This window comes from Rhodophyticola sp. SM2404 (genome assembly GCF_053570515.1).
This window is the reverse complement of sequence record NZ_JBSEDL010000001.1, coordinates 281,780-294,248: the sequence shown is the minus strand read 5'-3', so window position 1 is coordinate 294,248 and position 12,469 is coordinate 281,780. Positions and strand designations below refer to the sequence as shown.

Here is a 12,469-nt window from a genome sequence, read left to right as displayed (position 1 = left end):
CGTTCCGTCCTGAAATTCCGATATGGAGACAATAAGCACTGCGCGCAGCAGTTTACAGGGCTGATTGCGCGAGAGCACAGTTTGGGGTAGCGGAAGGGCATGCCACGCTATGCTTTGAAAATCGAATACGATGGCCGGCCCTTCTATGGTTGGCAGCGCCAGATTGACCACCCTTCGGTGCAAGGGGAAATTGAGGCCGCCCTGTTAAACCTGAACGAAGAGACCACTGTCGTCGCCGCAGGACGCACCGATGCCGGGGTTCACGCCACAGGCCAAACCGCGCATTGCGATCTGCTGCGCGACTGGACACCGTTTCGCCTGTCAGAGGCGTTGAATTTCCACCTCAAGCCACACCCGATCGCCATCGTTGATTGTTCGATCATGGATGGCGAATGGCATGCACGGTTTTCCGCATTGGAGCGGCGCTATACCTACCGTGTCATCAATCGCCGTGCGCCGATAACCTTTGAGGAAGGGCAGGTCTGGTCCGTGCGCGGCAAGCTCGCCCTCGCCCCGATGCAGGAGGCGGCGAAGCATCTGATTGGCAAGCATGATTTCACAACGTTCCGCTCAACCGAATGCCAAGCCAAAAGCCCTGTCAAAACCCTCGATGAGATCGATATCGAAGCGATTGAGCTGGCCAGCGGAACCGAGTTCCGCTTCCATCTGCGCGCGAGGTCCTTTTTGCATAATCAGGTCCGCTCGCTTGTCGGCACGCTGGAGCGTGTGGGCGCGGGCAGTTGGACGCCCGAGCGCGTCAAACAGGTCCTTGAGGCCCGCGACCGATCTGCATGCGGGCCAGTTGCCCCACCTTTTGGCCTTTACATGACAGGCGTGGAATACCCCACCCCGCCGTTTTCCTGAGCGCCCGAGATGCAGCAGCCCCCCATTCCCTTCGTCAAAGATGTGGTCCTGATTGGCGGCGGGCATAGCCACGCATTGGTGTTGAAAGCATGGGGCATGAAGCCTGTGGCGGGCGCAAGGCTGACCCTTGTTAACCCCGGCCCGACTGCGCCCTATACTGGCATGTTGCCCGGCCATATCGCGGGCCATTACCCGCGCGAGGCGCTCAATATCGACCTGATCCGCCTTGCCCGTTTCGCAGGCGCGCGTATCATTCTTGATCGCGCTATTGGTCTGGAGATGGATGCCAAAACCATCACCCTTGCAGGGCGTGCGCCCATTCCCTATGATCTCGTGTCGATTGATATCGGCATCACCTCCGACATGCCCAAACTGCAAGGCTTTTCCGAGCATGGCATTGCGGCAAAACCCTTGGATAAATTCGCCGATGCTTGGGAGCGGTTCTGCGTGGAGGCCACCTCCCCCCAGATCTCCGTGATCGGCGGCGGGATCGGCGGGGTCGAGCTTGCCATGGCCGCTGCGTATAAAATGGCCGTTCTGGGGCGAGACGCCCAAGTCACCCTTCTTGATCGCGGTGAAATCCTGAAAGGTCTTCCCGCTTCCGTCAGGCGCGCTTTGCGGCAGGCCTTGTCCGAAAACCGCGTCACCATCCGTGAAAATGTTGGCATTGCTGCCGCAGAAGCCAATTCCGTCCTTCTGGATACAGGTGAGAAGATCGCCTCAAACTTCACAATCGGGGCGGCGGGCGCGCGCCCGCATGACTGGTTGGCCCAAACAGGTCTGCATCTGACCGATGGCTTTATCACCGTAGATAAACAGCTTCGCAGTGTCACAGATAGTGCCGTCTTTGCGACAGGGGATTGTGCCCATCTCTCCCATGCGCCGCGCCCCAAAGCGGGCGTTTTCGCCGTGCGCGCTGCCACGATCCTGACCCATAACCTCAGAGCAGAGCTTATCGGCACGCCCCCCCGCACCTTCCACCCCCAGAAATCCTTCCTCAAGCTTGTCTCCTTGGGCCGCAAATCGGCCCTTGCCGAAAAGGCAGGCCTTAGCATTTCAGGCCCCGCTCTTTGGCGCTGGAAAGACCGTATCGATCAAAGCTTCATGGAAAAGCTCGGGCAGCTTCCAGCCATGCCACAGCCGCCTCTGCCCGACGACACAGCCCTTGGCGTGGCCGAGGCTATCGGCCCGAAACCCATGTGTGGAGGATGCGGTGCAAAACTGGGCGCTGATGCCCTTAGCGCAGCGGTAGCAAAGCTGCCCCATAGCCGCCGCGATGTCCTCAGCACACCCGGCGACGATGCGGCGATCCTGCAAACGGGCGGGGCGACACAAATCCTCACCACCGACCATCTGCGCGCCTTTTCCAACGACCCCGCCTTGATGGCGCGGATCACGGCGCTCCATGCTTTGGGCGATATCTGGGCCATGGGGGCCAAGCCGCAAGCGGTTCTCGCCAATATCATCCTGCCGCGCATGGCCAGCGACAAGCAGAGCGTTTGGCTGCAAGAAATCATGGAAGAAGCCGCCCAAATCTTCACCGAAGAAGGGGCCGAGATTGTGGGTGGCCACACCACAATGGGCGATGAGTTGACGCTTGGCTTTACCATCACAGGGCTGCTCGAAAACCCCGCGATAACCCTTACAGGCGCGCAAGGCGGCGATGCGCTGATCCTGACGCGCGGGATTGGCTCGGGCACCATTCTGGCCGCTGAAATGGCCCTGCAAGCACGCGGCGAAGACGTTGCGGCCTGCTGGTCGGAGATGTCCAAAAGCCAAGCGGCGGCCAGCGCCTGCCTTGCCCCCCATGCCACTGCCATGACCGATGTAACGGGCTTCGGGCTTGCGGGGCATTTGTGGAATATCTGCGAGGCCTCGAATTGCGGCGCCGAGATTGATCTGGCCGCCATTCCCGTCTTTCAAGGCGCATTGGATCTGGCGCAGCAAGGCATCCGCTCAACGCTTTATCCGCAAAACCGTGCCGCTCTCTTGGGCAAAGTCAGGGGCGCAACAGGCCCCCATGCCGATCTTCTCTTTGATCCACAAACCGCAGGTGGTCTTCTGGCGGCCGTGCCCGCTGTAAAGGCCGAAGAATTGCTCAGCGATCTGCAAGGCCTCGGCTTTGACGCCGCGCAGATCGGCGTTTTGACCAAAAGCACCCCGCATATCACGCTTGGCTAATTTCACGGTTTTCTCAAATCACGGGTGACGAATCTGAGACAAGGCCGTTAAGCTGGCCCTATGAAACATGTGCCCAAGAAAACAACAGATGAGGCGCTTATTCAGGAGTTTCTGGATAAGGGCGGCAAGGTCAGCGTTGGCAAAACCAAGCCACTTCCAAGCGAGTTGGGGCTGAGTAACAACACTTGGAACAATAAGCTGACCCGCGAAGAAAAAGCCGCGCGCGACAAGAAGCTGCCCTGAGGCCCGCCTCTCAAAAATCAAAGGCCCCCTGACGCGGGTCCTTTGGCTTTTTGCGATTTGCGCGATCATTCACAAAATGGCCCTGCGGGTCTTTTCGGCTCGCATGTTTATCAATCACCCGCGCAGCCTCGCGGCGGTGACCTGCATTCTTTCTCAGCCCATAGACCTGCTCGCGTGCAAAGCGTGCCGCTGCAGCCACGTCGACAATTGGGGCTGGGTATTTCAACCGCGCCGCACCATCCCATTTCCAAGGTTCCTGCAGATAGATATCGGGCACCTCCGCCAATTCAGGCACCCATCGCCGCGTGAAACGGCCTGTCGGATCCTGATCCAGCCCCTGTTTGATCGGGTTATAAATCCGAACTGTATTCATCCCCGTCGTGCCCGATTGCATCTGAACTTGCGGCCAATGAATGCCCGGCTCGAAATCTGTAAACTCGCGCGCCAGATGCAGGCCCGTTGCCCGCCAATCCAGCCATAGATGATAGGAGGCGACCGCCATCAACATCGCGCGCATTCGAAAATTGATCCAACCGCTGGCCGCCAGATAGCGCATGCAGGCATCCACAAAGGGCAAGCCCGTCTCGCCCTTCTCCCAAGCCTCTCGCCGCGCCGTATCATCGCCGCGCAAACCTTCATAGGCGGGATGCAGGCAGTGATGCTCCAGCGCGGGCTCATCCTCCAGTTTCTGCATGAAATGGTCCCGCCAAGCGATGCGCGACTGGAAAGACTTCAGCGAGGCACTCCACCCTCCTGCAACCTCGCGTTGGCGCGCAGCCCCCGCTTGCGCGGCCTCACGCCCCGACAAACATCCATACGCAAGATAGGGCGAAAGGCGCGAACAGGCCTGCTCTGCCGCCAAAGGCGATGACATATCCCGCCGATAGGTTTCAGCGCGATGGGTCAGGAAGCTGCCCAAAACAGACAGCCCCTGTTCCCGCCCCCCGATCTGGCGCTTGGGGCAATAATCAGACCGCGTCAAAGGCGGCACATCCACCTGCCCTGCATCCAAGCCAACAAGGTCTCGCGGAACGGCCCGCTGCGGCTCTGCCACAAAACGGTTGCGCGTGGCCGCCCATCCATCCCGACCATTGAGCCGCCTCACCACGCCCGATTGCGCCAGCTCCGTCCAGACCACGCCTTGTCCTCGCGCCCAATCAGCGACGTCGCGGTCGCGCGCATAGGTCCAGCCATTGCCCGTTTCTTCATGGCTGACCAGCGAGGTGACCCCATGCGCCTGCCGCAACTCCTCCAAGACCTGCGGGACAGCCCCAACCCGAACGGCAAGATCCAAGCCCAAAGCCTTCAACTGGGCTGCAAGATCGAACACAGACTCGCGTAGAAATTCAAACTGGCGCCCCGACACATCGGGTTGCGCCCAATATTCAGGCTCGAACACATAAAGCGGCAACATAGGTCCTTGCTGCGCCGCAAAGACCAAAGCGGGGTGATCTGAGACACGCAAATCCCGCTTGAACCAAAGGAGTGCCGTCAAAACCCCGCCTCGCCTGCATCACAATACATCAACATGCAGGGTTAACTGGCGCACGCGCCAGATTTGACCAGCCCAAATCCGCCACGCCGCCAAAGCAATTTCTTTGTTTCAAAAATACCTTGGGGGGAGGCGCGCAAAGCGCGGCGGGGGGGCAAAGCCCCCATACAGCCTCAAAGCTGCGCCATTCTCTCGGCAATCCGCTCTGCCAGCGCATCAAGCGCGGGCGCATCCAAGGAAGGCGTCTCGAACTCCGCGACCACCCCGCCGCCATTGCGCTTGCGCGCGCGGGCATAGGCGGGGTCATAATGGCGGGTCATCAACTCTCCCGCCAGATCAACCAAACGCCCCTCGCGCAGCAGCACAAGCCAGCTCTGCACCACGTCATGCCCCACCAATTTGGTGAGCTGACCCAGCAGGCCTGCCAGTTTTGGCGTATCGTCTGATATATCCGAATAAGCCGAAGCAAGATATTCCGCGCGTTGTGGCAAGGGCGCCGAGACCGTCAAACAGGGGGCATCCTTCATCGCCGACCATATAGAAGGCGGCACCCGCAATGCCCCGATGCGCGAAGATTCAGCCTCAACCAGCAAAGGCCGCGCGGGATCAAGCATGGCGATCTCGGCGCAAAGCGCGCTCTCGAAGGCTTTTTGCGAGGGCTGCCCACCCGGCATATCGCCCAGAACCGACCCGCGATGCCCCGCCAACCCCTCAAGATCGATGACCTGAACACCCATAGTTTTCAATCGCTTGAGAATATCGGTCTTCGCCGTTCCCGTATTCCCATCAAGGCGGAGCACCCGCAGCCCCAGCGGTTCCTCGTAAAGCCGGCGCACCACCAGACGCCGATAGGCCTGATACCCGCCCTCAATCGTCTCGGAGCGCCAGCCGATCTGCTTCAGGATCACCGAAAAAGAACCCGATCTCTGCCCCCCGCGCCAGCAATAGACCAATGGCTGCCAGCCGCCGCTCTGCTCCATCAGCGCGGTTTCAATATGGTTTGCGGCATTGCGGGCAACCAAAGCAGCCCCGATCTTGCGGGCCACGAAAGGGCTGTCTTGCGTGTAGATGGTGCCGACCCTTGCGCGCTCCTCATCGGAGAGAACAGGCAACGAGATCGCACCGGGGATGTGGTCCTCGGCAAATTCGGCAGGGCTGCGCACATCAATGATCGTGTCAAACCCGTTCCATTCGGGCCGCTGCAAATTGGTCAATGTCAAAGGCATGGCATCAGCCGCCCTGCGCAGGGATAAAGATCGCGCGGAAATCATTCACATTGGTATGGGTGGGGCCTGTTGTCACGACACCGCCCGCCTTGGTGAAATAAGCCAGCGCATCATGCCGCATCAGGTAATCACTCGCATCCAGATCGAGCGCGCGCGCGGCCACCTCGGGCGTCCAGACAGCGCCTGCATTCTCGCCCATGCCGTCAATTCCATCCGTGTCACACGCAATCGCCGAGATGCCTTCAGGCGCATGCATTGCAAATGCCAGCAGGAACTCCGAATTCCGCCCGCCCTGACCGGGCGCATCATGGCGCAGTGTCACGGTCGTCTCACCCCCCGAGAGTAAAAGCGCAGGCGCTGCAACGGGAAGCCCATGGTCATGGATCGAACGGGCAATCCCTGCCATGACCCGCCCCGCCTCGCGGGCCTCTCCTTCCAGCGCATCACCCAGCATGACGATGTTCATCTCAGGAGCCAGCGCCTCGGCCTTGGCCTTCGCGGCCTGCAAAGCAGCCAGCGGGGTCGCGATCATATGCGTCTCGGCACTGCCAAAAACCGGATGATCTGGCGCAGGCGTTTGCGCGGCCTCACTCTCAAGATAGGCAGCCACCTGTGGTGGCACATCCAATCCGTAGCGGGCGATAATGGCCTTGGCATCCGCAAGGGTCGAGCTGTCGGGCACGGTCGGACCCGAAGCGATGATGGACGGATCATCGCCCGGAACATCCGAGATCGTCAGCGTCACAACCCGCGCGGGATAGGCCGCAACAGCCAAACGCCCGCCCTTGATTGCCGATAAATGCTTGCGCAGGCAGTTCATCTCATCGATTGCCGCGCCTGTTTTCAAAAGGGCTTTATGGACGGCCTGTTTGTCTTCAAGGCGCAACTCCTCGCCCGGAACCCCCAAAAGCGCCGAGCCGCCCCCCGAGATCAGGCAGAGCATGACATCGCCTTCGCCCAAGCTCTCGGCCATCGCAAGGATACGCCGAGCCGCCGCCTCACCAGCCGCATCGGGCACAGGGTGGCGCGCTTCGACCAGCTCGATGCCTTGGGTTGGCAAAAGCGAGCCATAGGGCACAACAACCAGCCCCTCGCATGGGCCCCAAACCGTCTCGACGGCTTGGGCCATCTTGGCCGATGCCTTGCCGCCGCCCACCACCAGAACGCGGCCCTTTGGGCGCTCGGGCAAATGATCGGCCAGCGTTTTCGCGGGATCAGCGGCGGCAACAGCCGCCTCGAAAAGGTCACGCAAAAACGGCTCGGGGTTTTGCATAGATCAGATATCCATCCCATGCATTTTGCGGAAGCGCTGGATCAGGCTGGAGGTATCCCAACGTCCACCACCCATGGTTTGCACCTCGGCATAAAACTGGTCGACAAGCGCGGTAACAGGCAGGCTCAGACCCATCTCCTTGGCTTGCCCAAGTGCGATCCCAAGGTCCTTGCGCATCCAATCCACGGCAAAACCGTGGTTGAATTCATTATCCACCATCGTGCCTGCACGATTGGCCAATTGCCATGACCCGCCTGCGCCCTGACTGACAAGATCCGCGACCTTTTTGGGGTCGAGACCGGCCTCCATCGCAAAGAACAACCCTTCCGAGACCGCTTGGATCGCGCCTGCAATGCAGACCTGATTGATCATCTTGGTGATCTGCCCATTGCCGGTTTCACCGAAATGCACAGTGGCCTTGGAATAGGCATCAATGACAGGTTCAACGGCAGCAAAATGCGCATCATCCCCGCCGCACATGATGGCAAGTTGGCCGTTTTCGGCCCCTGCCTGACCACCCGAGACGGGTGCATCCACCCAGCCCACGCCTTGCTGCGTGGCCTCAGCCGCCAATTCGCGGGTCACCAGTGCCGAAACCGTGGTGTGATCGACAAAGACAGACCCGAAGGACATCCCCTTGAGCGCGCCATCCTCACCCAGAACGACAGAGCGCAAATCATCATCATTGCCAACACAAGACATCACGAAATCGCAACCTGTCGCCGCTTCGCGTGGGGTGGTTGCGAATGAACCGCCATGCTCTTTGGCCCAAGCCTCGGCCTTGGCGGTTGTACGGTTATAGACCGTCACATCATGGCCAGCGGCCTTAAGATGCCCCGCCATTGGGTAGCCCATTACACCAAGCCCGAGAAATGCCAGTTTCGCCATGATTAACCCTCCATACGCCGAAGCGATCTACTCTTTAACAGGTATTTAGCAAGCCCGCGCCTTGGGGACCAGAACCCATGATGATTAGCCCAACCACGGCTTGGCCCAATTCAGACCATGCTTTTCGTGATATTCGCAGCCAATCCAGCCCTGATACCCCATCTGCTCCAATGCAGGCAGCAGCGCGTCAAAGCCGATCTCGCCACTGCCCGGTTCATTCCGCCCCGGATGATCGGCCAATTGGATATGCCCGATTTGCGGCAAAAGCGGTTCCAGCGCATCCGCTCGAGCGCCATCTTCCATTATATGCATATGATAGAGATCATATTGCAGCTTTAGATTGGGGGATGCCACTTGCTCCAGCACCCATAAGGCATCTGCGCTGGAGTGTAGCAAATAGCGCGGCATATCTATCTTGGTGTTCAAAGGCTCGATCAAAACCGTCACGCCTGCCGCCTCGGCGCGTGCGGCTGCATAGCTGAGGTTGTCGCAAAACGCGTCCCAATAGGGCGCATCATCCGAGCCATCGGGTACAAGCCCCGCCATGACATGGATGTTTTTGCACCCAATCTCATGGGCGTAATCCAGCGCCCGACCGAATGCCTCGCGAAACGCGGCCTGCCGCATCGGCAAAGCCCCGATCCCGCGCTCGGCCGCGGTCCATGCACCGCCTGCGGCATTGATCAAAACGGGGGTAAGGTGGTGTTCGTCCAGCACCTCGCGGAACGCGGTGCCTTCCAACTCCTGATGCGGAAACAAAACCTCGACACCGCGAAACCCCGCCTGCGCCGCGAGGGCTGCACGGCGGGCCAGATCATGGGTTTGGAACATCATGGTGAGATTTGCGCAGAGCTTGATCGGCATACAGATAGTTATGGCAGATACAGCCCCCATGTCATTGCCAAAAAACACGTCAGTATTTTCGCATAAACCCGAATAGTCCTGCCGATCATCTCGCGGTAGCGCATAATGCACCGTCAGGGCATACTGCGCCCAAACCCCATTCCCGAACCTGAGGCCCCTATGCCCGCCACCTATGCCACACCACCCGCAGGCCTGCCCGATCAAACCCAGCTTCTGACAGATCGCGCGGTTTTTACCCAAGCCTATGCGGTCATCCCCAAAGGCACGATGCGCGATATCGTGACAAGCCTGCTGCCCTTTTGGGAGGCGAGCCGCTTTTGGGTGATTGCACGCCCGATGACAGGCTTTGCCGAAACCTTCAGCCATTATATCGCCGAAGTCCTGCCCGGTGGCGGGTCAGACCGCCCCGAGGATGATAGGGGCGCGCAAGCCGTGCTGTTTGTGGTCGAAGGCGAGCTCGAGCTGGTATTGGACGGGGCCACCCATACACTGTCCACGGGCGGCTATGCCTATATTCCCGCTGGCATGGCTTGGACGCTGCATAACCGCAGCGGATCAAAGGCAATCTTCCACTGGATTCGCAAAGCCTATGACGCGGTCGAGGGCCTGCCCCATCCCGATCCGATCATCACCAGCGACGAGGCCGTCGCGCCGACGCCGATGCCCGACACCGATGGCAAATGGGCCACCACCCGTTTTGCCGACCCAAATGATCTGCGCCATGACATGCATGTCAATATCGTCACGCTGGAACCCGGTGCCGTGATCCCCTTTCTTGAGACCCATGTGATGGAGCATGGTCTCTATGTGCTGGAGGGGAAAGGTGCCTACAAGCTCAACACCGATTGGGTTGAGGTTGAGGCAGGAGATTACATGTGGCTACGCGCCTTTTGCCCGCAGGCCTGTTATGCGGGCGGGCCCGCCAAGTTCCGCTACTTGCTCTATAAGGACGTGAACCGCCACATGAAGCTGACGCAGCGCTAAAGCTCAGCCTATGGTATAGGGGGTCTCGAACCAGAATTCCTCAAGGTTCGCGCCTTCGCCGATCCGGTCAATCACCGCAAAAAGGCCGGGCTCGGCCAAGGGTGTCAGAACGCCGTGCCAGATATTGCGGTGGAAATTGATGCCCTGCCCCGCCTCTGTGCGAAAGGCCATGGGTCGACCGGGCCTGCCCCCCTCATCTGGGGCCACCACCACAAGAAAGGGATCAAAGCTCATCGGGATGAATGCCTGACTGCCATCGGGGTGGCGCTCCACCATCTCAAGCTTATAGGGCAGGACCCGTGCCTCAGATTTGAAAATACTGATCCCAGCACGCCCATCCGCAAGATCGATCTTGGCACGGTCATGAAACCGCCCGCACAGGCCCTGATTGATGATCTTATCGGCCTCGCCCACGGCCTCCAGAATATCGCCAAAAGGCGCAAAGGCCTGCGCCGTGATGGGGGTAATCTCCAGATGCTCGGTCATGTTTGTTCGCTTTCGATATCTGTTATCTTCACCGCAGCCGCGATGCGGTCGATGATAAACTCCATAAACAGCCGTGTCTTCGGATCTTGCCTGCGCCGATGCGTGTAAAGGCAGGCCATCTGCACGGGGGCGGGTGGGGTCTGTTCGGCCACGGGCAACAAGCGCCCCGCTTTGAGATGTTCGGCCACCTCGAACACAGGTTTGAGCACAATGCCTTTACCCGACAAGGCCCAATCAGTCAGAACATCGCCATCGTCACATTCATAGCGCCCCGTAACCGCGAATTTCTTGGGGCCGTCCTTGGTGATTAAACGCCATTGAAACTCGGTCGCGCCTGGGTAGCGCAGATTGAGGCATTCATGGCGATCTTCCACAAGATCTTTGCCAGAATTCGGCATGCCACGCGCCGCGATATAGGCAGGGGCCGCGCAGAGCACCCGCGCGCAATCGGCGATCTTGCGAATGCGCAACGTGCTGTCTTCGGGTTGGCCTAAAAAGAAGGACAGGTCCAAGCCCTCAGTTGTCAGATCCACCTTTCTATCGGTCAGACGCAGGCGCAGGCTGACCTCAGGATATTCCGCCAGAAAGGCAGGCACCTGCGGTGCAATCAAGCGCCGCCCAACACCAAGCGGCGCCGCCACATAGAGCGCGCCTTTGGGGTTTTCAGTGATATCGACCACCCCCGCCTCGGCCCGCTCGACGGCATCAAGCACCTCAACAGCGCCGCCATAAAAGGCTTTGCCTTGCTCGGTCGGGGTCAAGTTGCGCGTGGTTCTTTGAAACAGACGCACCCCCAAATGATCCTCAAGCTGCGCAATCCGCGACGATGTCACGGCAGGAGAGATACGCAAATCCCGACCTGCGGCAGACATCGAGCCCAGTTCATAAACGCGCACAAAGGTTCGGACATTGTCAAAATAGGACATTATTCGCTTATTCTTGAAAACAGAAACTATTGCCAGACATAGCAGAACAATGCTGCGGGCACTAGCGCAACTCCAGCGCCTCGGCGGTTTCCAGAACGGCCATGCGGAAGAGCCGCGCCAAAGGCATCACCTCATCCTCAGAACGCGCCATGATACCGACAGGGCCCGAGGTGATTTCCGTGTCGATATCCATCGCACGCATGATGCCCGCCTCGATCTCAGAGGCCACAACTCCGCCCGAGATGATCCAGACCGCCTGTGCAGGCCCCAGCACCATCGCGCGCCCGAAAGGCTCTGACACCGTTTCGATCCTGTCCGGCAAAACTCCCATCCCGAGCGACAGAAACAATCGGTCCACCGAAGGACGGATCGCCGCGCCGCGCGGGGGGTAAAGAACGGGCCATTCCGATAGGGCCTCAACCCGTGATGACCCCGCAAGCATGTGATCGGCGGCAGTGACCAGCATCACGCGCTCGGAATAAACTTGGGTAAAGGACAAACCCGCCATCGTCTCGGGCGCACCAAGCCGCCCCACTACAAGGTCAAGCGCCCCACTGCGCAACCCCGCCACCAAGGTCTCATGCGAGCCTTGCTCGATGCTGAGATCAGCGGCCTGCGCCAAATCCCGAAACCGCAACACGGCCCGAGGCAGAAACCGCGCAGCCACACTGGGCAAAGCGCCGATCCGCAACTGGCCAGCTTGGCCCGACTTCAACGCCTCAAGCGAGGAAAGCCCATGTTGCAACACCGCCAAGGATTGATCCGCGTAATGCAGGAACACCTCACCCGCTTCCGTCAGGCGTGCTCCGCTGCGGTCCCGCTCGAACAAGGTAAAGCCGATGATCCCTTCAAGGTCTTTCAACAGTTTGGAGACGGCGGGCTGGGTCATATTCATCGCCTCGGCCGCAGGTTTCAGCCCCTTGCGGCGGGCAATTTCGACGAAGCCACGCAAATGGCGCTGTTTGATCCTGTGATGCATTTACATTCCATTATGGCAAGTTAAATGGCCGTTTATTCAATTTACTTCGCATAATTTGGAATA

General features: G+C 59.5%; 12 protein-coding genes. 4 read left to right on the top strand and 8 right to left on the bottom strand.

Annotation, left to right across the window (positions count from 1 at the left end):
* The first annotated feature begins 99 nt into the window (after positions 1 to 99).
* Genes truA through ACTYEO_RS01450 form a run of 3 tightly spaced genes read left to right on the top strand, consistent with a single transcriptional unit; the run spans position 100 to position 3,288 of the window.
* On the top strand, positions 100 to 864 hold the full coding sequence (gene truA / locus ACTYEO_RS01460; RefSeq protein WP_449321931.1) for a tRNA pseudouridine(38-40) synthase TruA: 765 nt from the start codon (positions 100 to 102) through the stop codon (positions 862 to 864).
* 9 nt (positions 865 to 873) lie between these two features.
* A complete protein-coding gene (gene selD / locus ACTYEO_RS01455) occupies positions 874 to 3,045 on the top strand; it encodes a selenide, water dikinase SelD (RefSeq protein WP_449321930.1) in 2,172 nt (723 codons plus the stop codon).
* A 60-nt stretch (positions 3,046 to 3,105) separates the two neighbouring features.
* The gene (locus ACTYEO_RS01450; protein WP_449321929.1) at positions 3,106 to 3,288 is read left to right on the top strand and encodes a hypothetical protein; all 183 of its coding nucleotides are present in this window, start codon (positions 3,106 to 3,108) and stop codon (positions 3,286 to 3,288) included.
* 10 nt (positions 3,289 to 3,298) lie between these two features.
* Here the strand turns inward: ACTYEO_RS01450 and ACTYEO_RS01445 are convergent, their stop codons facing one another.
* From ACTYEO_RS01445 to ACTYEO_RS01425, 5 genes are all read right to left on the bottom strand, one after another.
* The gene (locus tag ACTYEO_RS01445) at positions 3,299 to 4,783 is read right to left on the bottom strand and encodes an FAD-binding domain-containing protein (protein WP_449321928.1); all 1,485 of its coding nucleotides are present in this window, start codon (positions 4,781 to 4,783) and stop codon (positions 3,299 to 3,301) included.
* 170 nt (positions 4,784 to 4,953) lie between these two features.
* On the bottom strand, positions 4,954 to 6,006 hold the full coding sequence (mnmH, locus tag ACTYEO_RS01440) for a tRNA 2-selenouridine(34) synthase MnmH (RefSeq protein WP_449321927.1): 1,053 nt from the start codon (positions 6,004 to 6,006) through the stop codon (positions 4,954 to 4,956).
* A gap of 4 nt (positions 6,007 to 6,010) precedes the next feature.
* Positions 6,011 to 7,279, bottom strand: a complete 1,269-nt coding sequence (locus tag ACTYEO_RS01435; RefSeq protein ID WP_449321926.1) for a glycerate kinase type-2 family protein — start codon at positions 7,277 to 7,279, stop codon at positions 6,011 to 6,013.
* 3 nt (positions 7,280 to 7,282) lie between these two features.
* Positions 7,283 to 8,167, bottom strand: coding sequence for an NAD(P)-dependent oxidoreductase (locus ACTYEO_RS01430; RefSeq protein ID WP_449321925.1), 885 nt, complete (start codon positions 8,165 to 8,167; stop codon positions 7,283 to 7,285).
* 84 nt (positions 8,168 to 8,251) lie between these two features.
* On the bottom strand, positions 8,252 to 9,031 hold the full coding sequence (locus ACTYEO_RS01425) for a hydroxypyruvate isomerase family protein (protein ID WP_449321924.1): 780 nt from the start codon (positions 9,029 to 9,031) through the stop codon (positions 8,252 to 8,254).
* Between the two features lie 159 nt (positions 9,032 to 9,190).
* Here ACTYEO_RS01425 and ACTYEO_RS01420 point away from each other — a divergent pair, with 159 nt between their 5' ends.
* The gene (locus ACTYEO_RS01420; RefSeq protein ID WP_449321923.1) at positions 9,191 to 10,015 is read left to right on the top strand and encodes a bifunctional allantoicase/(S)-ureidoglycine aminohydrolase; all 825 of its coding nucleotides are present in this window, start codon (positions 9,191 to 9,193) and stop codon (positions 10,013 to 10,015) included.
* A gap of 3 nt (positions 10,016 to 10,018) precedes the next feature.
* Here the strand turns inward: ACTYEO_RS01420 and ACTYEO_RS01415 are convergent, their stop codons facing one another.
* From ACTYEO_RS01415 to pcaQ, 3 genes are all read right to left on the bottom strand, one after another.
* On the bottom strand, positions 10,019 to 10,501 hold the full coding sequence (locus ACTYEO_RS01415) for an ureidoglycolate lyase (RefSeq protein WP_449321922.1): 483 nt from the start codon (positions 10,499 to 10,501) through the stop codon (positions 10,019 to 10,021).
* Positions 10,498 to 11,427, bottom strand: a complete 930-nt coding sequence (locus ACTYEO_RS01410; RefSeq protein WP_449321921.1) for a LysR family transcriptional regulator — start codon at positions 11,425 to 11,427, stop codon at positions 10,498 to 10,500. The genes ACTYEO_RS01415 and ACTYEO_RS01410 overlap by 4 nt, the downstream gene beginning before the upstream one ends.
* A 61-nt stretch (positions 11,428 to 11,488) precedes the next feature.
* Positions 11,489 to 12,406, bottom strand: coding sequence for a pca operon transcription factor PcaQ (gene pcaQ / locus ACTYEO_RS01405; protein WP_449321920.1), 918 nt, complete (start codon positions 12,404 to 12,406; stop codon positions 11,489 to 11,491).
* Between the last annotated feature and the right edge of the window lie 63 nt (positions 12,407 to 12,469).